The organism is Streptomyces yatensis, from assembly GCF_018069625.1.
Taxonomy (GTDB): domain Bacteria; phylum Actinomycetota; class Actinomycetes; order Streptomycetales; family Streptomycetaceae; genus Streptomyces; species Streptomyces yatensis.
The window spans coordinates 4,933,665-4,956,169 of record NZ_CP072941.1; the positions used below are offsets into that span (position 1 = coordinate 4,933,665).

Here is a 22,505-nt window from a genome sequence, read left to right on the forward strand (position 1 = left end):
GGCCCGGACAACACCCGGCGGAAATGGTTCGCCAGTCGTTTTGCCGAGGTGAGATCCTGGGATCCGTATGTCCACCACGCCTGCCCCCGCCCTGCCCGCCCTGCTGGAGCGGCTGCCCGAGCTGATGCTGCGCGACCAGCAGCGGCTGGGACGCCGGCTCGACGGTGCGCGCCGGATCCGTAAACCCGAGGCCCGAGCGGCCGTGCTCGGTGAGATCACCGAGGAGATCACGCGTGCCGAGCTGCGGGTCGCGGACCGCCGCGCCGCCGTGCCGGCCATCACCTATCCGGAAGAGCTGCCGGTCAGCCAGAAGAAGGACGCGATCCTCGAGGCCGTCCGGGATCACCAGGTGGTGATCGTCGCAGGTGAGACCGGCTCCGGGAAGACCACCCAGATTCCGAAGATCTGTCTGGAGCTGGGGCGCGGCGTCAAGGGACTTATTGGCCATACGCAGCCGCGCCGTATCGCCGCCCGCACCGTGGCCGAGCGCATCGCCGAGGAGCTGCGGTCGCCGCTGGGCGAGTCCGTCGGCTGGAAGGTCCGCTTCACCGATCAGGTGGGCCAGGACACCCACGTCAAGCTGATGACCGACGGCATTCTGCTCGCCGAGATCCAGACCGACCGCGAGCTGCGCCAGTACGACACGATCATCATCGACGAGGCCCATGAGCGCAGCCTCAACATCGACTTCCTGCTGGGCTATCTGGCCCAGCTACTGCCCCGCCGCCCCGACCTCAAGGTCGTGATCACCTCCGCCACCATCGACCCGGAGCGCTTTTCCCGCCATTTCGGCGACGCGCCGATCGTCGAGGTGAGCGGGCGTACGTATCCGGTCGAGGTGCGCTACCGCCCGCTGCTCGAGGAGGGCGGCGAGGACAGCGACCGCGACCAGATCACCGCGATCTGCGACGCGGTCGACGAGCTCCAGGCCGAGGGGCCCGGCGACATCCTGGTCTTCCTCTCCGGTGAGCGGGAGATCCGCGACACCGCCGACGCGCTGAACAAGAAGAAGCTCCCGGTCACCGAGGTCCTTCCGCTGTACGCCCGGCTGTCGCACGCCGAGCAGCACCGGGTCTTCCAGAGACACACCGGCCGCCGGATCGTGCTGGCGACCAACGTCGCCGAGACCTCGCTGACCGTCCCCGGTATCCGCTATGTGATCGACCCGGGCGCCGCCCGGATCTCCCGCTACAGCCATCGCACCAAGGTCCAGCGGCTGCCCATCGAGCCGATCTCCCAGGCCAGCGCCAATCAGCGCAAGGGCCGCTGCGGCCGGACCAGCGACGGCATCTGCATCCGGCTGTACTCCGAGGACGACTTCCTCACCCGCCCGGAGTTCACCGACGCCGAGATCCTCCGGACCAATCTGGCCTCCGTCATCCTCCAGATGACCGCCGCCGGCCTCGGCGACATCGAGAAGTTCCCCTTCATCGACCCGCCGGACCGCCGCAACGTCAAGGACGGCGTCCAGCTCCTGGAGGAGCTGCACGCCCTGGACAGCAAGCAGAAGGACCCGCGCAAGCGGCTCACCCAGGTCGGCCGGAAGCTGGCCCAGCTCCCGGTGGACCCGCGGCTGGCCCGGATGGTGCTGGAGGCGGATCGCAACGGCTGTGTCCGCGAGGTCATGGTGATCGCGGCGGCGCTGTCCATCCAGGACCCGCGCGAGCGCCCCTCGGACAAGCAGCAGCAGGCGGATCAGCAGCACGCCCGGTTCAAGGACGAGTCCAGCGACTTCCTGGCCTTCCTCAATCTGTGGAAGTACATCCGCGAGCGGCAGAAGGAGCTGTCCTCCTCCGCCTTCCGCCGGATGTGCCGCAATGAATTCCTCAACTACCTGCGCATACGCGAATGGCAGGACATCTACAGCCAGCTGCGCACGGTCGCCAAGACCATGGACATCCATATGTCCGAGCAGGACGCGGCGCCCGATCACGTCCATACGTCGCTGCTGGCGGGGCTGCTGTCCCATGTGGGCCTCAAGGACACCGACAAGAACGAGTATCTGGGCGCGCGCGGCGCCAAGTTCGCGGTGTTCCCCGGCTCGGCGCTGTTCAAGAAGCCGCCGCGCTGGGTGATGTCGGCGGAGCTGGTGGAGACGTCCCGGCTGTGGGCGCGGGTCAACGCGAAGATCGAGCCGGAGTGGATCGAGCCGCTCGCCCAGCACCTGGTCAAGCGCACCTACAGCGAGCCGCACTGGGAGCAGAAGCAGGCCGCGGTGATGGCGTATGAGCGGGTCACGCTCTACGGGGTGCCGATCGTCGCCCAGCGGAAGGTCAACTACGGCCGGATCGACCCGGAGACCAGCCGCGATCTGTTCATCCGCAACGCCCTGGTGGAGGGTGACTGGCGCACCCACCACCAGTTCTTCCACGACAACCGCAAGTTGCTGGGCGAGGTCGAGGAGCTGGAGCACCGGGCCCGGCGCCGCGACATCCTGGTGGACGACGAGACCCTCTTCGACTTCTACGACCAGCGGATCCCCGAGCATGTGGTCTCCGGCGCCCATTTCGACTCCTGGTGGAAGCACAAGCAACGCGAAGGAGGGACTGCGCCGGAGCTTCTCAACTTCGAGAAGTCGATGCTCATCAACGAGCGGGCGCAGGACATCACCAAGGACGCCTATCCGGACTCCTGGCGCCAGGGGAAGCTCAAGTTCAAGGTGACCTATCAATTCGAGCCGGGGGCGGACGCGGACGGTGTGACCGTCCATATCCCGCTGCAGGTGCTCAATCAGGTCACCGCGGACGGTTTCGACTGGCAGATTCCGGGGCTTCGGGAGGATCTGGTCACCGAGCTGATCCGCTCGCTGCCCAAACCGGTGCGCCGTCACTACGTCCCGGCGCCGAACTATGCCAAGCGCTTCCTGGAAAGCGCTGTCCCCCTCCAGGAGCCGCTGACGGCGGCGCTCGGACGTGAGCTCCAGCGGATGGTGGGCGTACGGATCGAGGCGGAGGACTGGGACCTGTCGAAGGTCCCCGACCACCTCAAGGTCACCTTCCGGGTGGTGGACGAGCGGCGCCGCAAGCTGGCCGAGGACAAGGACCTGGAGGTGCTGCGGCAGCGGCTGCGGCCGAAGACCCGGGCCGCGATCTCCAAGGCGTTCGAGTCCTCCAAGGAGGGCGTGGGGATCGAGCAGCGCGGCGGGCTGACCCGGTGGACGGTCGGGACGCTGCCGCGCACCTTCGAGACGCGCCGCGGCGGCCAGCCGGTCAAGGCGTATCCGGCGCTCGTCGACGAGGGCGCCTCGGTGGCCCTGCGGCTCTTCGACACCGAGGCCGAGCAGCGGGAGGCGATGTGGCGGGGGACGCGTCGGCTGATCCTGCTCCAGCTGCCGTCCAGCCCGGCCAAGTTCGTCCAGGGCAAGCTCTCCAACCAGGCCAAGCTGGCGCTCTCCAGCAGCCCGCACGGCGGTGTGCAGGCGCTCTTCGAGGACTGCGTGGCCGCGGCGGCCGACCGGCTGATCGCGGCCCACGGCGGCCCCGCCTGGGACGAGGAGTCGTTCCGCAAGCTCTTCGACGCGGTGCGCAGCGACATCACGGACGCCACGCTGGACACCGTGCGCAAGGTCCAGGAGGTGCTGGCGGCCTGGCAGTCGTGCGAGCGGCGGCTGAAGACCACCAGCAGCCCGGTGCTGCTGCCGTCCCTCACGGACATCAGGGAGCAGCTCTCGGAGCTCATCACGCCGGGCTTCGTGACCGCGCACGGCGTACGGCGGCTTCCGGACCTCATGCGCTATCTGGTGGCCGTGGACCGGCGGCTGCAGCAGCTTCCGGGCAACGCCGACCGGGACCGCGCCCGGATGGCGAAGGTGCACGAGATGCGGGACGAGTACGCCTGGCTGCTGGAGCAGTTCCCGCCCGGGCGCCCGGTGCCCCAGGAGGCGCTGGAGATCCGCTGGATGATCGAGGAATTGCGGGTCAGCTACTTCGCGCACGCCCTCGGCACGGCCTATCCGGTGTCCGACAAGCGCATCGTGAAGGCCATCGACGCGGCGGCGCCGTAAGGGTGTCCCAGGGGCTCCGGCGGCCCGCCGGAGCCCCGCCGGGCGCGAGTTCGACCGCACCCCCTGACCTGCTGTAGAGTCTGCATCGCAGCGCACACCGGCGCGGCGCGGGGCGACGAAGTCGCAGGCGCCACTGTTGGTCCTGTGGAGCAGTTTGGAGTGCTCGCCACCCTGTCAAGGTGGAGGCCGCGGGTTCAAATCCCGTCAGGACCGCTTAACCGGAAGGCCCGGATCCGTATATGGATCCGGGCCTTTGGCGTCTTGACGGCACACCGCCCCCAGAGGTACCCAAGCTAAAAGGCGCGGGGGGCGCGCGGGAGGTGCGGCGTATGACGACGTCCGCGAGGCATGAGACCAGGGCGCTGCTGCGCGCCCATCTGGCGGCCGCCGCGGGCTACCGCCACTTCACCCGGCACTGCCCGATCTGCCATCGCCTGCTGCGGCTGGCGATGGAGCCCTCGGCGGCCGACGAGGCGGGTGACAGGGCCGGCGACGGGGCCGGCAGCGGAGTGGGGGAGGAGGCCGGCGACGGGGCCGGCCATGAGGCGACGGCCGCCGCTCCACCGTCAACTCGGTAAGCCCTTACCGCAGTTGCCCTTTAGCGCAACCAGTGAGCGCGAGGCAATGGTTGGGCAGTGTGACGGGAGTCACCGAATGAGTTTCCGGAGTGAGGGAACTTACACCCCGCTCACCATGGGTCAATTTAATATGTGCAATTGCACCGTCTGTCCGTGGCTCCCGAACGATCCCCGAACGCCCCCCGGGGGACTCCCCGAGAGCCTCCGGGAGACACCGCGGGACACCCCCGGGCAAGCCGAACGATTGCCCCTCCAGGGCCACTTGCGACCCCTGTGGAGGCACCCTCCGGAAGGCCGTTCCCGGGCATAAAAAGATCGCGCCGGACCCGGCGGAGTCCAGCGCGATCAACGACGCACCCATGTCGAGCGGTGGCGGGCCTGTTGGGGCAGGCACCCGTCGTGTGGAGCTATACAGGCGAAAACCGGGCTGGGGGGCCCGGAAATGCCCGGTTATGCGGTTGTTCAGGCCTCGCTGCGCTGCTGCGGGATGCCCGCCAGAAGTGCACGGACCTCCGCTTCGCGGTAGCGCCGATGCCCTCCGAGCGTGCGGATGGACGTGAGTTTGCCCGCCTTCGCCCAGCGAGTGACCGTCTTCGGGTCCACGCGGAACATCGTGGCAACCTCAGCCGGGGTCAGCAGCGGCTCGGCATCAGGGGTGCGAGCGGTCATGAGCGGCCTCCTCGGGAGAACCGAACCATCACGGTTCTTTCCTCTAAATTCTGCACCTTGACCCACGTTGCCCGAAATGGCGGACGCGGGCCGAGTCGGTTATAGGACGAACGGCTTGTCCTCGGCACTACAACTACACCATCTGTCCAGCCCCGTCGGCCAAACCGATGGAATTGCCCTCTCAGGTGTCCAACCTCAACGGAAGCCGATGGACCATGCCATAGCGGACAGTCACGCGGCCGTGACGATCAGTCACATCAGGATCAGGGGTAGCCAGATCCATCAAGGAGTGCAATACCGATGAATCCGCCCATAGTTGGGCGGAAGGAGTCCCTCCCGGACTCCTTGTCCTATTTTGACACGAGGATGGGTGATTACCGCAAGGCCCGAAGTCAGTGCTTTAGGTCACGATTGAGGCAATGGCCCGGATCGGGACCTACGTCCCCGTCTGCTCCGGTCGACCGTCGAACCGGCCACCCGGCGCCGCTCCGGCCGGGCTCAGCTCGCGTTCTGCCGCCCACGGATCACGCTCCAGCGGTCGGTCAGCCGCTCGTACGCGCTGCCCGCCCGCTCCCCGTCCCCGTCGCGCAGCGCCGCGAGGCCCTCCGCCACATCCGCGGCCGAGTGGTCCTCCTCCAGCTGCCCGGCGGGCAGGGTGTGGACCAGACCGCCGTAGTCCAGCTCGACCAGCGACCGGGGGTGGAACTCCTCGAGCCACCGGCCGACGTCCACCAGCCCGTCGATCAGCGGCCCCTCGCCGAGGGACTCCTTGAGCACCTTAAGGCCACGCGCAACCCGGCGCCTGGCCTGGACCATCGGAGTGCGGTAACGGAGGATGAGTCCCTCGTCACCCTTGGTGAATTCGCGCTCCTCGTCCCCGAAGAGCACGAACCAGCGCACCGGCACATGCCAGGTGGCCGACCGGATCCACGGCCGGGCGTCCGGGTTGCGCTCCAGCCACCGCTCGAAGTCCGCCACCGCCTGCCGGCGCACCACCGGGGGCAGGGCCGCGTCCAGGAGGGGCCCGGGAAGGCGCTCCGGCAGCTCTTCCAGGGCCAGCCAGCCCCTCAGCCGCGTACGCCACGGACAGACGCATGTGACGCCGTCCACGAGCGCCACGAAGGCGTCCGCGCTCTCGTGCACCGGAACCGCCACCGGCGGGACCGGCAGGAGGTCCGCGAGCGAGCGGCGCAGCTCGTCCTGCGCACCCGGCAGGTCGTCGCGCTTGGCATACCGCGCCCAGTGCGATCGCTCCGGCTCCGGAAACGCTGCCAGTGGCTCATAGACCCGGAGATACGCCGCGTACGGGACAATCACCGAAGACGCCAAGGTCACACGCGCTCCCTCAAGGCTGAGACCACCGCCAGGGGCTCCCTTACCCCCACCTGACGGCATCGTCCCATGCCCGCTATCCGGACTCGTCGGGGACATGGCCGATCCCCTGGGGCCCCAGGGCTTACGCTCTTGCCCACGGCCCTCCCCACCAGCCAGGAGGGCGTCTACCCCGACCTATGGGAGTCACCACCGTGACCGACGTACGTCACACCGTCAGTGCCGACGGTCCGACGGAGAGTCGCGTGCCGAACCCTCTCTCACCGCTTGCGACGCTGTTCCGGTCCGATCTCGGCGGGCATGAGCAGGTCCTGCTCTGCCAGGACCGCGAGAGCGGCCTCAAGGCCGTCATCGCCCTTCACTCCACCGCCCTGGGCCCGGCCCTCGGCGGCACCCGCTTCCACGCCTACGCCTCCGAGGAGAACCCCGAAGAAGCGGCGCTCCTCGACGCCCTCAACCTCGCCCGCGGCATGTCCTACAAGAACGCGCTCGCCGGGCTCGACCACGGTGGCGGCAAGGCCGTGATCCTCGGCGATCCCGAAGAGATCAAGACCGAAAAGCTGCTGCTCGCCTACGGCCGCTTCGTGGCCTCTCTGGGCGGCCGCTACGTCACCGCCTGCGATGTGGGCACCTATGTGTCCGACATGGACGTCGTCGCCCGCGAGTGCCCCTGGACCACCGGCCGCTCGCCCGAGAACGGCGGCGCCGGCGACTCCTCGGTGCTGACCGCCTTCGGTGTCTTCCAGGGGATGCGGGCGAGCGCCCAGGCGTCCTGGGGCGCGCCCACGCTGCGCGGCCGCCGGGTCGGCATCGCGGGGGTCGGCAAGGTGGGCCACCACCTGGTCGAGCATCTGCTGGAGGACGGCGCCGAGGTCGTGGTCACGGATGTGCGCGGTGAGTCGGTGGACCGCGTACTGGCCCGCCACCCGCGCGTACAGGCGGTCCGGGACACCGAGGCGCTGGTCCGCGCCGACCTGGACGTCTACGCCCCGTGTGCGCTCGGTGGCGCCCTGGACGACGCCACGGTGCCCGTCCTGACCGCGAAGGTGGTGTGCGGCGCGGCCAACAACCAGCTGGCCCACCCGGGGGTCGAGAAGGACCTGGCCGGCCGCGGGATCCTCTACGCGCCGGACTACGTGGTGAACGCCGGTGGTGTCATCCAGGTGGCGGATGAGCTGCACGGGTTCGACTTCGACAGGGCCAAGGCGAAGGCGACAAAGATCTTCGACACGACGTTGGCCATATTCGATCGTGCACAGACCGACGGAATCCCGCCCGCCGCGGCCGCCGACCGGCTGGCCGAGCACCGGATGGCGGAGGGCCACGACGCCTGAGCCGTGGCCCACGGGCGCCTGAGGGCGTCTGAGCGCAGCCGTGGGCAGGCCGTGCGGGATCTTGCCGGGGGCCACCGGAGGGGCGACACGGGAGCCCCCTGGGAGCCATCGGCGAGACATCCCTCACGGCCTGTCGGCGGGTCGGCCCGCAAGACAGGTTAAAATCGCAGCTGACCAGCGAGGAACGGGCTCCTCGCGGGTTCTGCCTCGTGGCACGTCGTGTGGGCGACGTACCGTATGGCCACAGAAGCAGGTACCGTTGAAGCCCTACGGACCGGTCTCTCTTATGAGAGTCCGCTCCGATTTATGAACGTGAACGCGTGTCAAGACTCTGGGGCCGTCGAGCCCCGTCGTTGAGGGGGTCGAGCCATGGGGCGCGGCCGGGCCAAGGCCAAGCAGACGAAGGTCGCCCGCCAGCTGAAGTACAACAGCGGTGGGACGGATCTCTCACGCCTGGCCGAGGAGCTGGGCGCATCGACACCGAGCCAGCCGCCGAATGGCGAGCAGTTCGAGGACGATGAGCTGGACGACGACCCGTACGCACAGTACGCGGATCTGTACAACGACGATGAGGACGAGGACGACGAACAGTCCGATCCGTCCCCGCAGCGTCGCCGCGCCTGAACCACCCGTTCCAGGCGCTCGGCTTATCGCCGCACACCTCCACCGGTCCGGGGCACCCGCCTCGGACCGGCTTCTGTGCTGTCCGCGCACCCGGCGCGGTCCACTCAGTCCGCATGGTCATCAGCTCACATGGTCACCGGTCAGCGTCACCGCTTCCGCGTCCCCTGCCGTGCGCTCGGTGATCTCACCGCTGACCCAGGCGTCGACGCCGCGGTCGGCGAGCGTGGTGAGCGCCACATCGACGGAGTCGGCGGGGACCACCGCCATCATGCCGACGCCCATGTTGAGGGTCTTCTCCAGCTCGAGGCGCTCGACCGAGCCGGCCTGACCGACCAGTTCGAAGATCGCGCCGGGGGCCCAGGTCGAGCGGTCCACGACCGCGCGCAGCCCCTCGGGGATGACCCGCGCCAGGTTGTTGGCGAGCCCGCCGCCGGTGATGTGCGAGAAGGCGTGCACCTCGGTGGTGCGGGTGAGGGCCAGGCAGTCCAGCGAGTAGATCCGCGTGGGCTCCAGCAGCTCCTCCCCCAGCGTCCGGCCGAGCTCCGGCACCTCGCGGTCCAGCGCCCAGCCCGCCCGGTCGAAGAGCACATGGCGGACGAGTGAGTACCCGTTCGAGTGAAGTCCGGACGAAGCCATGGCGATCACCGCATCCCCCGTTCGGATGCGATCGGCGCCCAGCACCCGATCGGCCTCGACCACGCCCGTACCGGCCCCGGCGACATCGAAGTCATCGGCGCCCAGCAGCCCCGGGTGCTCGGCGGTCTCGCCGCCCACCAGGGCGCAGCCGGCGAGGGTGCAGCCCTCGGCGATGCCCTTGACGATGGCGGCGACGCGCTCCGGGTAGACCTTGCCGACGCAGATGTAGTCGGTCATGAAGAGCGGTTCGGCACCGCAGACCACCAGGTCGTCCACGACCATGCCGACCAGGTCGCGGCCGATGGTGTCGTACACGCCCATCCGCCGGGCGATGTCCACCTTGGTGCCGACGCCGTCGGTGGCGGAGGCGAGCAGCGGACGCTGGTAGCGGGCCAGGGCGGAGGCGTCGAAGAGCCCCGCGAAACCGCCGAGGCCGCCCACGACCTCGGGTCGGCTCGCCTTCTTGACCCACTCCTTCATCAGCTCGACGGCGCGGTCACCCGCCTCGATGTCGACGCCCGCGGCGGCGTAGGTGGACCCGGACTCAGGCATGACGTAGAGATCTTTCGTATCGGGGATGACAGGCGTGCGCTCAGGGACGGCGCAGGGCGTCGGCGCCGCCGACACCGGCGGTCAGCGTCGTCACACCATCGGCGTCGGCGCTGTTCGGGGCCTGTGTTTCGGCCTCCAGGAGGTGCTTGCCCAGCAGCCCCGGATCCGGCAGCTCCATCGGGTACTCACCGTCGAAGCAGGCGCGGCACAGATTCGGCTTGGCGATCGTGGTCGCCTCGATCATGCCGTCGGTGGAGATGTACGCCAGCGAGTCGGCGCCCAGCGACTTGCCGATCTCCTCGACCGAGAGGCCGTTGGCGATCAGCTCGGCGCGAGTGGCGAAATCTATGCCGAAGAAGCACGGCCACTTGATCGGCGGGGAGGAGATCCGGATGTGGACCTCGGCGGCGCCGGCCTCGCGGAGCATCCGCACCAGGGCGCGCTGGGTGTTGCCGCGGACGATCGAGTCGTCGACGACCACCAGGCGCTTGCCCCGGATGACCTCCTTGAGGGGGTTCAGCTTGAGCCGGATGCCGAGCTGGCGGATGGTCTGCGAGGGCTGGATGAAGGTCCGGCCCACATAGCTGTTCTTGACCAGCCCGGAGCCGTACGGAATCCCGCTGGCCTCGGCGTAGCCGACGGCGGCGGGGGTGCCGGACTCGGGCGTCGCTATGACCAGGTCGGCGTCGGCCGGGGCCTCCTTGGCCAGCCGGCGGCCCATCTCGACCCGGGAGAGGTACACGTTCCGGCCCGCGATGTCGGTGTCGGGGCGGGCGAGGTACACGTACTCGAAGACACAGCCCTTGGGGCGGGCCTCGGCGAAGGTGGTGGAGCGCAGCCCGTTCTCGTCGATGGCGACCATCTCGCCGGGCTCGATCTCACGGATGAAGGACGCGCCCACGATGTCCAGGGCGGCGGTCTCGGACGCCACCACCCAGCCGCGCTCGAGGCGGCCGAGGACCAGCGGGCGGATGCCCTGGGGGTCACGCGCCGCGTACAGCGTGTGCTCGTCCATGTAGACGAGGCTGAAAGCGCCCTTGACCTTGGGCAGGACGATGGGGGCCGCCTGCTCGACGGTCAGCGGCTTGCCGTCGTCGTCCACCTGGCCCGCGAGCAGCGCGGTGACCAGGTCGGTGTCGTTGGTCGCCGCGACCTGGGTGGCCCGGCCGCCGTCCCGGGGCAGGGCCGCGACCAGCTCCGCCAGCTCGGCGGTGTTGACCAGGTTCCCGTTGTGGCCGAGCGCGATCGAGCCGTGGGCGGTGGCCCGGAAGGTCGGCTGCGCGTTCTCCCACACCGAGGCTCCGGTGGTGGAGTAGCGGGCGTGACCGACCGCGATATGGCCCGTGAGAGAGCCGAGGGAGGTCTCGTCGAAGACCTGGGAAACCAGGCCCATGTCCTTGAAGACGAGGATCTGGGAGCCGTTGCTCACCGCGATGCCCGCGGACTCCTGTCCACGGTGCTGCAGTGCGTACAGCCCGAAATAGGTGAGTTTGGCGACCTCTTCACCCGGTGCCCAGACTCCGAAGACGCCGCAAGCGTCCTGGGGGCCCTTCTCACCGGGGAGCAGGTCGTGGCTGAGTCGTCCGTCACCACGTGGCACGTCAACGAGTCTAGGCCAGTTCGGCGGTGCCTCCGAACGAGGGACCCGTCAGGGGGGCGTAAGTCACATTCCCCGTACCGCTCCGGGCCCCCGGAACCCGTGCCCGACCTGCGATGGCCAGGCGCGGAATGCCATGGCCGAGGCAAGGATCACATCTCGCGACCCCGAAGAGGATCACACGGTGTGCGCTCGGCCGAGCACAGGGAGGTGCGCGGAGAGGTCGGCGCGGTCGCCGCTCGCGCTCAGCGGTGCGGAATCCAGGGCTTCGGCCCAGGTCAGTCGGCCCGTGGCGAGGCGGATCCAGGTCAGCGGGTCGGTCTCGACGACGTTCGGCGGGGTGCCGCGGGTGTGCCGGGGGCCCTCGACGCACTGGACCACGGCGAACGGCGGGATCCGGAGCTCGACCGAGCCGCCTGGCGCCTTCGCCGCGAGGGCGTCGGCGAGCACCCGGACCGCGGTGGCCAGCGCCTGCCGGTCGTGCCGTACGGGCACTCCGGTGGCGGCCGTCAGATCGTCGGCGTGGACCACGAGCTCCACACACCGGGTGACCAGGTAGTCCTCCAGTCGCATCGCGCCGACGCGGGTGGCCAGCAGCCGGTCGCCGGGCGCGACCGAGGCCGTCTCCGCGAACCGCGCCTCGGCACGCTCCAGCAGCCCGCCCAGGTCCTCGCCCGCCGCCGCAGTCTCCTCGTCGATCGGATCGGCGTGCGCGGCGAGCGCCGCGGCCCAGCCGGTGACGGTGACCTCCCGCGCGGGCGGCGCGGGCCGCTCCAGGAGCCGGACGACGGAGGTCACGGCCATCGCCGCATGCGCGACCAGCTCCCGGACCGTCCGGCCGCCGAACCGGGTGGGCGCGTCCAGACCCGTCGCGTCCAGCTCCTCGGCCGCCTTCCGCACCAGCCTCAGCTGCGCGATCACGGCGGTACGGGTCTTGGCGGGGTCATAGCTGCGGGCACGGGCACGGGGCGGCATGGCGGAGAGCTTAAGGGAGGCCACCGACAGCGGCAGGATGGAAGGAGGAAGGGTTTTCCATCGGCATGGAAGGTGTGAGATGCCATGGGCGAACACCCCGATCGCGCCTTGGTGCGCCGCGCCTGCACGGCCTTCTCCCAGGGCGATCTGGACACGGTATCGACGCTGATGACGGCGGACGTCGTCCATCATCTGCCGGGTGACAACGCGATGTCGGGCCACCACAAGGGCCGGGACGCCTGCATGGACCTGTACCGCTCGATGTACGAGGAGACCGGTGGCACGCTGCGGGTCGATCTGGAGAGGGTGCTGTGCGACGGGCGCGGACATGCGATGTCCGTCCACCATCTGCGCGCCGAGCGCGGCAACCGCGGCCTGGACATGAGGACCGGGAATTTCTTCACCGTCGTCGGCGGGAAGATCACCGACATCGACGAATGCGTCGAGGACATCGACGCCTGGGACGCGTTCTGGGGCCCGTGAGGCCTGCCTGGGGCCCATGAACCCCGGCGCGCGAGGCCCGGATGGACCGTACGGCCCGCTCCCTGCCGTCAGGGAGCGGGCCGTATGTCACAAAGGACGCGGGTCCTCAGGCCAGCAGGCCCGGGATCGTCGCCTCGTACGGCTCCCGCAGCTCGGCCAGCGGGATGGAGAACTGGCCCTGGACGTCGATCGCGTCGCCGTCGATCACACCGATACGGGCCGCCGGCAGCCCCCGCGCCCCGCACATGTCCTTGAAGCGGACCTCCTCGCTGCGCGGTACGGCGACGACCGCCCGGCCCGCGGACTCGGAGAACAGCAGGACGAACGGGTCCAGACCGTCGGGGACGACGATCCGGGCGCCCTTGCCGCCGCGCAGACACGACTCGGTGAGCGCCTGGATCAGACCGCCGTCGGACAGGTCGTGGGCCGCGTCCACCATGCCGTCACGCGAGGCCGAGATCAGGATCTCGGCGAGCAGCCGCTCCCGCTCCAGGTCCACCTTCGGCGGCAGTCCGCCCAGATGGTCGTGGATCACCTGGGACCAGGCCGAGCCGCCCAGCTCCGCCTCCGTGTCACCCAGCAGATAGAGCAGCTGGCCCTCCTCCGCGAAGGCGATCGGGGTGCGGCGGGCCACATCGTCGATCACGCCGAGGACGGCGACGACCGGCGTCGGGTGGATGGCCACCTCGCCGGTCTGGTTGTACAGCGACACATTGCCGCCGGTGACCGGGGTGCCCAGGGTCAGGCAGCCGTCGGCGAGACCGCGGGTGGCCTCCGCGAACTGCCACATGACCGCGGGGTCCTCCGGCGAGCCGAAGTTGAGGCAGTTGGAGATGGCCAGCGGCGTGGCGCCGGACGCGGCCACATTGCGGTACGACTCGGCGAGCGCGAGCTGCGCGCCCGCGTACGGGTCCAGCTTGGCGTAGCGGCCGTTGCCGTCCGTGGCGACGGCCACGCCCAGGCCCGTCTCCTCGTCCACGCGGACCATGCCGGAGTCCTCGGGCTGGGCGAGGACCGTATTGCCCTGGACGAAGCGGTCGTACTGATCGGTGATCCAGGACTTGGACGCCTGGTTCGGCGAGGCGACCACCTTGAGGACCTGCGCGCGCAGCTCCTCGGCGGTGGCCGGGCGCGGCAGCTTGCCCGCGTCGTCGGCCTGGAGCGCGTCCTGCCACTCGGGGCGGGCGAAGGGGCGCTCGTAGACCGGGCCCTCATGGGCGACGGTGCGCGGGGGCACGTCCACGATCTGCTCGCCGTGCCAGAAGATCTCCAGCCGCTCGCCGTCGGTGACCTCACCGATGACGGTGGCGATGACGTCCCACTTCTCGCAGATCTCCAGGAAGCGGTCGACCTTCTCGGGCTTCACGATCGCGCACATGCGCTCCTGCGACTCGCTCATCAGGATCTCCTCGGGGGAGAGCGAGGAGTCGCGCAGCGGCACGGTGTCCAGCTCGACCCGCATCCCGCCGGAGCCGGCGCTGGCGAGCTCGCTGGTGGCGCAGGACAGGCCCGCCCCGCCGAGGTCCTGAATGCCCTCGACCAGGTCCTCCTTGAAGACCTCCAGGGTGCACTCGATGAGCAGCTTCTCCTGGAAGGGGTCGCCGACCTGGACGGCGGGGCGCTTGGTGGGCTTTGAATCGTCGAAGGTCTCCGAGGCCAGGACGGAGACGCCGCCGATGCCGTCGCCGCCGGTGCGGGCGCCGTAGAGGATCACCTTGTTACCGGCGCCGGACGCCTTGGCGAGGTGGATGTCCTCATGCTTCATCACGCCCACGCAGAGCGCGTTGACCAGCGGGTTGCCCTGGTAGCAGGGGTCGAAGACGACCTCGCCGCCGATATTGGGCAGGCCCAGGCAGTTGCCGTAGCCGCCGATGCCCGCGACCACACCGGGCAGTACCCGCTTGGTGTCGGGGTGGTCGGCGGCCCCGAAGCGCAGCGGGTCCATCACCGCCACCGGGCGGGCGCCCATGGCGAGGATGTCGCGGACGATGCCGCCGACGCCGGTGGCCGCGCCCTGGTAGGGCTCGATGTACGAGGGGTGGTTGTGCGACTCGACCTTGAAGGTGACCGCGTAGCCCTGGCCGACGTCGACCACACCCGCGTTCTCGCCGATGCCGACGAGCAGGGCGTCGCTCTCCGGGGCCTTCTCACCGAACTGCCGCAGATGGACCTTGCTCGACTTGTACGAGCAGTGCTCGGACCACATGACGGAGTACATCGCGAGCTCGGCGCCGGTGGGGCGGCGGCCCAGGATGGCGCGGATGCGCTCGTACTCGTCCTGCTTCAGACCGAGCTCGGCCCAGGGCTGCCCGTCGTCCGGGGTCTGCGCCGCGTGCTTGGTGGTGTCCAGGGTCATGCGCTGACCAGCCTCTTGAGGATCGAGGTGAAGAATCCGAGACCGTCGGTGCGACCGGTGCCGATCAGCGGTTCGACGGCGTGCTCGGGGTGGGGCATGAGGCCGACGACATTGCCCGCCGCATTGGAGATTCCGGCGATGTCGCGGAGCGAGCCGTTGGGGTTGAGCTCCTCATAGCGGAAGACGACGCGTCCCTCGGCCTCGAGTTCATCGAGGACGCGCTCATCGGCGACATAGCGTCCGTCGATGTTCTTCAGCGGGATGTTGATCTCCTGGCCCTGCTCGTATGAGCGCGTCCAGGCGGTCTCCGCGTTTTCCACTCGCAACTTCTGATCGCGGCAGATGAAGTGCAGATGGTTGTTCCGCAGCATCGCACCGGGGAGGAGATGGGTCTCGGTGAGAACCTGGAAGCCATTGCAGATGCCAAGCACCGGCATACCGGCCTTCGCCTGGTCGATCACCGACTCCATTACCGGAGAGAACCGGGAGATCGCGCCGGCCCGCAGATAGTCGCCATAGGAGAAGCCGCCCGGCAGGATCACCGCGTCGACCTGCTTGAGGTCCTTGTCGCGGTGCCACAGCGGTACGGCTTCGAGGCCGGCGGTGCGCACCGCGCGCTGGGTGTCGCGGTCGTCGAGCGTGCCGGGGAAAGTGATGACTCCGATGCGTGCGGTCACGATTCGGCCTTCACGGCGGTGGTGTCGGCACCTTCGCCGACCTCGACCTTCACGGAAAAGTCCTCGATCACGGTGTTCGCCAGGAAGGTCTCGGCGATCTCATGGATACGGGCGAGGGCGGCATCGTCGACCGGGCCCTCCACCTCGAGTTCAAAGCGCTTGCCCTGACGGACATCGGCGATCCCCTCGAAACCGAGGCGGGGCAGTGCTCGCTGCACCGCCTGGCCCTGGGGGTCGAGGATCTCCGGCTTGAGCATGACGTCGACTACGACGCGTGCCACTGGCACTCCCGGTGGTGTGGTGCTGGTGCGTAAGGCGGTGGCCCAAGCCTACCCCGGCGAAAATTCTACGCGAGTAGATATGCAAGGGTTCGGTCACGTTTAAGCATCGTCGGTGGCAACTGACGGGGAAAGGTCGGGGAAAAACGTATGGTCCCGATCGCGGCGTGACACGCGGATGGAATTACCGGGGTTCACAATGCAATGCCAGTCGCTGTACAAATGAAAAAGCATTGTTGGACACAACTGGACAGCTGACATCTTTGCACGTCAACGCATCGATGCAGCCCGAAAGGACCGATATCCGTGGCGCAGCGCGTAGTAGTCACGCTCTCCGACGACCTCGAGGGCGGCCAAGCGGAAGAGACGGTCACGTTCGGACTCGACGGCAAGTTGTACGAGATCGACCTCAACTCTGCCAATGCGTCGAAACTGCGCGACGCGCTCGCGCCGTACGTGGAGGCCGGCCGCAAGCGGGCCCGCTCGGGCAAGACGTACCGCCGCACCGACGTCGCCCCGGACCCGGCCGCGGTGCGCGCCTGGGCCAGGTCGCACGGCATGGAGGTGCCTCCGCGCGGCCGGATCCCGAAGAAGGTCTACGAGGCCTTCAACGAGTCGGCCTGAGTGACCCGTTCAGCCGAGTTGCACACCACCCCGGGTGATCCGCTAAAGTCTGGAGCACGCCGAGGGGCGAGGCCGAAAGGCCGAAACCCCGAGGACGACACCATGCGGGTGTAGCTCAGTAGTAGAGCGCCCCCTTTCCAAGGGGGAGGCGCAGTGTGCGATCCCTGTCACCCGCTCTCATCGTCTATCGCCCTCTTGCGAAGAGGATCAGGTAGAGTGATGCACGCGCCGATCGGTGAAAGCTGGTCGGAGGCATGCGGACGTGGCTCAGTTGGTAGAGCATCACCTTGCCAAGGTGAGGGTCGCGAGTTCGAATCTCGTCGTCCGCTCCAGATCTGAGGCGCCGGTCGAATCGACCGGCGCCTCAGGCGTTTTCAGCCCCGGAATCCCCGGCGGGGGCCGGGGCGGGGGCGAACGGCGGTGCCACCGAGGGAAAGTGACGGCGTACCGGGTCCGTGTGGTCCCGCTGCGCGAAGGTCCCGCTGGGAGGGGCGTGTGAACGACACCGCGGCGATCCGGGTGCTGCTGGCCGACGACGAGCATCTGATCCGGGGCGCCCTGGCCGCCCTGCTGGCGCTCGAGGACGATCTGGTGGTGGTCGCGGAGGCGGCGTCCGGGCCCGAGGCGCTGGCGATGGCGCGGGCGCACCGGCCCGATGTCGCGGTGCTGGACCTCCAGATGCCGGAGGCGGACGGGGTCTCGGTGGCCGCGGCGCTCCGGTCGGAGCTGCCCGGCTGCCGGACGATGATCGTGACCAGCCACGGCCGGCCGGGGCACCTCAAGCGGGCCCTGGAGGCGGGGGTGCGCGCGTTCGTGCCGAAGACCACCTCCGCGCAGCGGCTCGCGGAGATCATCCGCACGGTGCACGGCGGGTCCCGCTATGTCGACCCCGGTCTGGCCGCCGACGCGATCAGCGCCGGGGACTCCCCGCTGACCGCGCGGGAGGCGGAGCTGCTGGAGCTGGCGGCGGACGGCGCCTCCATCGCGGAGATCGCCCAGCGCGCCGCGCTCTCCCAGGGGACGGTCCGGAACTACCTGTCGGCCGCGGCGGCGAAGCTGGGGGCGGAGAACCGGCACGCGGCGGCGCGGATCGCCCAGGAGCACGGCTGGCTCTGAGCGGCTCCCAAGCGCCCCCGAGCGCTCCGTGCGGCCGCCCTGAGTGGCCTCGACACCCGGGTGGTAGTTCACCGGTCGAGGGTTTGGTTATAGTAGAGGCGCGTCGAACCGGAAAAGTCCGGCGCAGGCGGACGTAGCTCAGTTGGTAGAGCGCAACCTTGCCAAGGTTGAGGTCGCGAGTTCGAGCCTCGTCGTCCGCTCCATGTATCAAGGGTCCCGGCCGATCGGCCGGGACCCTTGGTCGTTTCCCGGGCCTACTTCCAGGCGGTGCCGGTCAGCAGCTCGTAGGCCTCCGCGTACTTCGCCCGCGTCCGCTCGACGACCTCCGCCGGGAGCGGGGGCGGCGGCTGCTCACCGGCGCGGTCCCAGCCGGAGGCCGGGGAGGTCAGCCAGTCGCGGACGTACTGCTTGTCGAAGGACGGCTGCGGGCGGCCGGGCTGCCACTGGTCGGCGGGCCAGAAGCGGGACGAGTCCGGGGTCAGCACCTCGTCGGCGAGCACCGGCTCGGCGCCCTCCGCGCCCAGGGTCGCCTCCGCGTAGCCGAACTCGAACTTGGTGTCGGCGAGGATGATCCCGCGGGCCCGGGCGATCTCCCGGGCCCGGTTGAAGATGGCGAGGGTGGCCTGGCGCAGCTGGGCGGCGGGCTCGGCGCCGATGCGGTGGGCCACCTCCTCGTACGCCACGTTCTCATCGTGCTCGCCGACCTCGGCCTTGGTGGCCGGGGTGAAGATCGGGGAGGGCAGCTCGGAGCCGTCGGTCAGCCCCTCGGGCAGGGCGATTCCGCACACCGTACGGGTCTCGCGGTACTCGGCCAGGCCGGAGCCGGTGAGATGGCCGCGTGCCACGCATTCGACCGGGACCATCCGCAGCGACCGGCAGATCAGGGTGCGGCCCTCCCAGTCGGCGGGGGCGCCGGGGGGCAGCTCGCTGGACAGGACGTGGTTGGGGACGAGGTCGGCGAGCAGATCGAACCACCAGAGGGAGAGCTGGGTGAGGATCTTGCCTTTCTCGGGAATCTCGGTCGGCAGGACCCAGTCGTAGGCGGAGATCCGGTCGCTGGCGACCATGACGAGCTCACCGCGCTCGTTCCGGTAGAGGTCGCGCACCTTGCCCGTGTGCAGGTGCTGAAGGCCCGGAACCTCGACCGGTTCGGGCTTCTCGACGAATCCGGACACGCTTCCTCCTGGTGTTTTTGTCCATTTGTCCCAGCCCTCTTTGATTCTGCCGCACGAAGCGGCCGTGACCGGCGGCGGGGCGCGGACCGCGGGGCCCAGCGCTTCGGGTTCCGCTTCCGGCCGGTTCGAACACCTCGCAGGAGGAACTCGTCCGGGGGCGGGCCGGAAGGGTCCGGACGGGAGGTGTGGCATGGCCGACGCGGCGATCGTGGGCAGCGGCCCCAACGGGCTCGCGGCCGCCGTCACCCTGGCCCGCGCCGGGCTGCGGGTGGAGGTGTACGAGGCCGCCGACAGCATCGGCGGCGGGCTGCGCACCCAGTCGCTCTTCGACGCGGACATCGCCCATGACATCTGCTCGGCGGTCCACCCCATGGCGCCCGTCTCCCGCTTCTTCCGCGCGTTCGACCTGGCCGCGCGCGGGGTGGAGCTGCTGACGCCCGAGGTCTCCTACGCCCATCCGCTGGACGGCGGCCGCGCCGCGCTCGCCCACCGCGACCTGGCGGCCACCTGCGCCGGGCTCGGCCCGGACGGGGAGCGCTGGTGGCGGCTGATGGCGCCGCTGCTGCGGCACAGCGAGGGCGTGGTCGACTTCGTCCTCTCCGGACAGCGCGCCCTCCCCCGCGATCCGGTGGCACCCCTTCTGCTGGCCTCGCGGATCCTCGTCCACGGCACCCGGCTCGGCGCCGCCCGCTTCACCGGTGAGGCGGCGCCCGCCCTGCTCACCGGGGTCGCCGCCCATGCCGTGGGCGAACTGCCCAGCCTGGCCGGGGGCGCGGTGGCCGCCCTCCTCGGGCATCTGGCACACGGCCCCGGCTGGCCGCTGCCGCGCGGCGGAAGCGCCCGGATCGCCGAGGCCATGGCGGACGACATCACCGCGCACGGCGGCACCTTCCACACCGGGCGCGCGATCGGCGACCTCGGCGAGCTGGCCGGTGGCGCTCGTGCGGTCCTGCTCGACACCGGTGTGCCGGGGCTGCTGGACATCGCCGGGCGCCGGCTGCCCGACCGCTACGTCCGGGCGCTGCGGCGGTTCCGCTACGGCCCGGCCGCCGCCAAGGCCGACTTCCTGGTCAGCGAGCCGATCCCGTGGGCCGACCCCGCCGTGGGCCGCGCCGGGACCGTGCACCTGGGCGGCGGCCACGCCGAGCTGGCCCGGCAGGAGACCCTGACGGCGCGCGGGGTGCGCAGCCGGGAGCCGTTCGTCCTGCTCGTCGACCCGGCCGTCACCGACGCCGGGCGCGCCCGGCCCGGCAGGCGGCCGGTGTGGGCCTACGCCCATGTGCCGAACGGCGACGACACCGACCCCGTGGAGCTGATCCGCTCCCGGATCGAGACCTACGCCCCCGGCTTCGGGGACACCGTGCTCGCGGCACGCGGCCTGTCCGGGCGGGACCTGGAGGCGTACGACCCCAACGATGTGGGCGGGGACATCGGCTCGGGCGCGATGACGCTGTGGCAGAGCCTCGCCCGGCCGGTGCCCCGGCTCGATCCGTACCGCACCCCGCTCCCCGGGCTCTTTCTGTGCTCGGCGGCGACCCCGCCGGGGCCGGGGGTCCATGGGATGTGCGGGTATCTGGCCGCGTTGTCGGCGCTGAGGCATCGTTTCGGCGTGCGGACGGCGCCCTCTCTGGCCCCGGTGGCGTAGGGGGTGCCCAACGGGTCTTGCCGCCTGCGGCGGGCTGTTCCCCTCCCCTTCCCACAACCGGGGCTCCGCCCCGGACCCCGGCCCACCACCCCCGATGGGCGCGAGCACCCGCCCGGCCATCCGCCACGCCCCCTGCGCATCGGCCCGCGAGCGAGGTTCGTCAGCCCCGCTTGCAGATCCGATCCAGCAGATTCGCCGTCGCCCGCTGAATCCGCTCATCCGTATGCCCCGGACGATCCAACGCGGGCGACCACGCGAACGTCCCCGACGCGAACACCAGAGCACCACTCGGGGCGCGGTAGAGCGACGTCTCCTGGTGGCGGACCACCCCCTCCGTGTCCTCGTACGGCGAGTGGGCCAGCAGGATGCGGCGGAGGTGTTCGGGCAGGGCCGTGCGGGGGAAGTAGCGGTCGGCCTCGCCTGCGACCAGGCCGGGGAGCTCATCGCCCTCCTCCGCGCCCGTGGCCTCCCACAGCCAGTGGCCGGCGTTGCGCACGATCAGCGGGCTCGGCTCGGGGACCCGGCCCGCGTACTGGATGCCGATCAGCTGCTGTTCGGGCGCGGTCTCCCGCCACAGCGCCGAGCGGCCGGGGCCGCGGCGCTTGCGGCAGGTCAGCAGCCGGTCCGGGCCGGAGGGCGAGGCGGTGAGCTCGACCTGCCAGTACATGGTGTTGGCGGAGAGGAAGACCAGCGAGGTGCCGCTGTCGCGGGCCGATTCCACGGTGCGGCGCATCGGCGCCGACCAGTACTCGTCGTGGCCGGGGAAGACCAGCCCCCGGTAGCGGGTGGGGTCGACCCGGCCCGCGTGCAGATCGCTCATCTCGGCGTAGGCCAGGTCGTAGCCGTAGCGCTCGGCCCAGCGGATGAAGTCGTATGCGTGGCCCACATGGAGGGGCAGCCCCGCGCCCGCGTACGGCCGGTCGAAGGAGACGGTGATCGCCGCCTCCGACTCGCCCAGCAGTTTTCCCTGCTCGTCCCAGGCGTGGTAGAGGCTGGCGCCGGTCCGGCCGTCCTCCGGATAGAGGTTGTACGCCTGCCAGGTGAGGTCGGGGAGGACGAGGAGGAGATCGGCGGGGCGGGGGTCGCGGACGGTGAACGGGATGTGGCTGCGGTAGCCGTCCACGGTGGTCAGCACCGCGACATAGGCGCCGGGCTTCCAGTACGAGGGGATCTGCAGCCGCCAGGACAGCCACCAGTGGTGGCAGGAGACGGTGCGGTCGGCGGTGAGCGGGGGCGGCTGGACGATGCCGGACAGCCGGGGGCTGGTGGTGATCTTCAGCGCGCCGACGCCCTCGTAGTAGCCGATGCGGTAGATGTCCACGCTGAACTGCTGGGGCGGATCCACCGTGATCCGGAAGTCGATGGCCTCGCCGGGGGCCGCCGCGGAGGCGGAGGGGAAGCCCTTGATCTGCCGGTGGACATCGTCGGCGGTGCGGGGGCCGGGGATCCTGGCGGGGCCCTTCGCACGGACCCGCCCGGGCGCCCGGTCGATGGCCCCGGGGTGGGCCCCGGACTGCCGGACGTGGTCGACGTACCACGGGACCACCCGCCCGGTGTCGTCGAAGTAGTTCTCACTGTCGCGCAGCCAGGGCAGCGGGCCCTGGCCGAAAGGATCCGTCACCGCGTGCGCGAGCGCTCCTGACTCCCAGCGCCGGATCTGGTCCGTCCCCACAATCGTTCCCCTCCCCTGCGTGCCCGGCGGCGCCTCGCCTCGCTGTCCTCGCACACCGCACCGCAGCGGATCCGGCCTTGTGGGCCGGGCTGCGGGGCCGGTCTGGCGGTCCGGGCCGGTGGGCCGGAACTCGTGGGCCGGGCGGACAGCGACCGGTCCAAGCACATCACATTACGCAC

Annotated in this window: 18 protein-coding genes and 4 tRNA genes; 12 read left to right on the plus strand and 10 right to left on the minus strand. The window is 70.2% G+C overall.

Annotated features, from left to right (window positions below; translation table 11 throughout):
- Positions 1–67 precede the first annotated feature (67 nt).
- From hrpA to J8403_RS20500, 3 genes are all read left to right on the plus strand, one after another.
- Positions 68–4,003, plus strand: coding sequence for an ATP-dependent RNA helicase HrpA (gene hrpA, locus J8403_RS20490; protein ID WP_211124437.1), 3,936 nt, complete (start codon positions 68–70; stop codon positions 4,001–4,003).
- Between the two features lie 138 nt (positions 4,004–4,141).
- Positions 4,142–4,216: transfer RNA gene (locus J8403_RS20495), tRNA-Asp, on the plus strand.
- A 116-nt stretch (positions 4,217–4,332) separates the two neighbouring features.
- Positions 4,333–4,581, plus strand: a complete 249-nt coding sequence (locus J8403_RS20500; RefSeq protein WP_211124438.1) for a DUF6274 family protein — start codon at positions 4,333–4,335, stop codon at positions 4,579–4,581.
- Between the two features lie 462 nt (positions 4,582–5,043).
- Here the strand turns inward: J8403_RS20500 and bldC are convergent, their stop codons facing one another.
- Entirely contained in the window at positions 5,044–5,250 is a 207-nt protein-coding gene (gene bldC / locus J8403_RS20505) for a developmental transcriptional regulator BldC (protein WP_003949541.1), read from the minus strand.
- A gap of 498 nt (positions 5,251–5,748) precedes the next feature.
- Positions 5,749–6,585, minus strand: a complete 837-nt coding sequence (locus J8403_RS20510) for a DUF8083 family protein (RefSeq protein WP_211124439.1) — start codon at positions 6,583–6,585, stop codon at positions 5,749–5,751.
- 176 nt (positions 6,586–6,761) lie between these two features.
- On the opposite strand from J8403_RS20510, the gene J8403_RS20515 reads away from it, so the two are divergent.
- Together J8403_RS20515 and J8403_RS20520 are read left to right on the plus strand one after the other, a co-directional pair.
- Positions 6,762–7,916 (plus strand): Leu/Phe/Val dehydrogenase, encoded by a 1,155-nt coding sequence (locus tag J8403_RS20515; RefSeq protein ID WP_246585917.1) that lies wholly within the window; start codon positions 6,762–6,764, stop codon positions 7,914–7,916.
- A gap of 369 nt (positions 7,917–8,285) precedes the next feature.
- Complete coding sequence (locus J8403_RS20520) at positions 8,286–8,540, plus strand: DUF3073 domain-containing protein (RefSeq protein ID WP_211124441.1); 255 nt, start codon at positions 8,286–8,288, stop codon at positions 8,538–8,540.
- A 120-nt stretch (positions 8,541–8,660) separates the two neighbouring features.
- On the opposite strand, the gene purM is transcribed toward J8403_RS20520, so the two are convergent.
- From purM to J8403_RS20535, 3 genes are all read right to left on the minus strand, one after another.
- On the minus strand, positions 8,661–9,728 hold the full coding sequence (gene purM / locus J8403_RS20525) for a phosphoribosylformylglycinamidine cyclo-ligase (protein ID WP_211124442.1): 1,068 nt from the start codon (positions 9,726–9,728) through the stop codon (positions 8,661–8,663).
- 40 nt (positions 9,729–9,768) lie between these two features.
- The gene (gene purF, locus J8403_RS20530; protein WP_211124443.1) at positions 9,769–11,328 is read right to left on the minus strand and encodes an amidophosphoribosyltransferase; all 1,560 of its coding nucleotides are present in this window, start codon (positions 11,326–11,328) and stop codon (positions 9,769–9,771) included.
- Positions 11,329–11,502: 174 nt separating this feature from the next.
- Positions 11,503–12,300, minus strand: coding sequence for a sterol carrier family protein (locus J8403_RS20535; protein ID WP_211124444.1), 798 nt, complete (start codon positions 12,298–12,300; stop codon positions 11,503–11,505).
- An 84-nt stretch (positions 12,301–12,384) separates the two neighbouring features.
- Here J8403_RS20535 and J8403_RS20540 point away from each other — a divergent pair, with 84 nt between their 5' ends.
- Complete coding sequence (locus J8403_RS20540; protein WP_211124445.1) at positions 12,385–12,783, plus strand: nuclear transport factor 2 family protein; 399 nt, start codon at positions 12,385–12,387, stop codon at positions 12,781–12,783.
- A gap of 106 nt (positions 12,784–12,889) precedes the next feature.
- Here the strand turns inward: J8403_RS20540 and purL are convergent, their stop codons facing one another.
- From purL to purS, 3 genes are read right to left on the minus strand one after another with little or no spacing between them, the layout of a single operon-like run.
- On the minus strand, positions 12,890–15,139 hold the full coding sequence (gene purL, locus J8403_RS20545) for a phosphoribosylformylglycinamidine synthase subunit PurL (protein ID WP_211124446.1): 2,250 nt from the start codon (positions 15,137–15,139) through the stop codon (positions 12,890–12,892).
- Positions 15,136–15,816, minus strand: coding sequence for a phosphoribosylformylglycinamidine synthase subunit PurQ (gene purQ, locus J8403_RS20550; protein WP_093463487.1), 681 nt, complete (start codon positions 15,814–15,816; stop codon positions 15,136–15,138). The genes purL and purQ overlap by 4 nt, the downstream gene beginning before the upstream one ends.
- Positions 15,813–16,097: a phosphoribosylformylglycinamidine synthase subunit PurS gene (gene purS, locus J8403_RS20555; RefSeq protein ID WP_211124447.1), complete on the minus strand. Its 285-nt coding sequence runs from the start codon at positions 16,095–16,097 to the stop codon at positions 15,813–15,815. The genes purQ and purS overlap by 4 nt, the downstream gene beginning before the upstream one ends.
- A gap of 303 nt (positions 16,098–16,400) precedes the next feature.
- Between purS and J8403_RS20560 the strand changes: the two genes are divergently transcribed.
- The 5 genes from J8403_RS20560 (at position 16,401) to J8403_RS20580 (ending at position 18,037) form a co-directional block, all read left to right on the plus strand.
- The gene (locus tag J8403_RS20560) at positions 16,401–16,718 is read left to right on the plus strand and encodes a histone-like nucleoid-structuring protein Lsr2 (protein ID WP_059146536.1); all 318 of its coding nucleotides are present in this window, start codon (positions 16,401–16,403) and stop codon (positions 16,716–16,718) included.
- 104 nt (positions 16,719–16,822) lie between these two features.
- Positions 16,823–16,894: transfer RNA gene (locus J8403_RS20565), tRNA-Gly, on the plus strand.
- An 80-nt stretch (positions 16,895–16,974) separates the two neighbouring features.
- Positions 16,975–17,050: transfer RNA gene (locus J8403_RS20570), tRNA-Gly, on the plus strand.
- Between the two features lie 163 nt (positions 17,051–17,213).
- Positions 17,214–17,834, plus strand: coding sequence for a response regulator transcription factor (locus tag J8403_RS20575; protein WP_211124448.1), 621 nt, complete (start codon positions 17,214–17,216; stop codon positions 17,832–17,834).
- 127 nt (positions 17,835–17,961) lie between these two features.
- Positions 17,962–18,037 (plus strand) — tRNA-Gly (locus tag J8403_RS20580).
- A 51-nt stretch (positions 18,038–18,088) separates the two neighbouring features.
- Here the strand turns inward: J8403_RS20580 and J8403_RS20585 are convergent.
- Positions 18,089–19,009 carry a phosphoribosylaminoimidazolesuccinocarboxamide synthase gene (locus J8403_RS20585; protein ID WP_211124449.1) on the minus strand — a complete coding sequence of 307 codons (921 nt, stop codon included), beginning with the start codon at positions 19,007–19,009 and terminating at the stop codon, positions 18,089–18,091.
- Between the two features lie 190 nt (positions 19,010–19,199).
- On the opposite strand from J8403_RS20585, the gene J8403_RS20590 reads away from it, so the two are divergent.
- The gene (locus tag J8403_RS20590) at positions 19,200–20,654 is read left to right on the plus strand and encodes a phytoene desaturase family protein (RefSeq protein WP_211124450.1); all 1,455 of its coding nucleotides are present in this window, start codon (positions 19,200–19,202) and stop codon (positions 20,652–20,654) included.
- A gap of 160 nt (positions 20,655–20,814) precedes the next feature.
- Here the strand turns inward: J8403_RS20590 and J8403_RS20595 are convergent, their stop codons facing one another.
- Positions 20,815–22,326, minus strand: coding sequence for a N,N-dimethylformamidase beta subunit family domain-containing protein (locus tag J8403_RS20595; protein WP_211124451.1), 1,512 nt, complete (start codon positions 22,324–22,326; stop codon positions 20,815–20,817).
- Between the last annotated feature and the right edge of the window lie 179 nt (positions 22,327–22,505).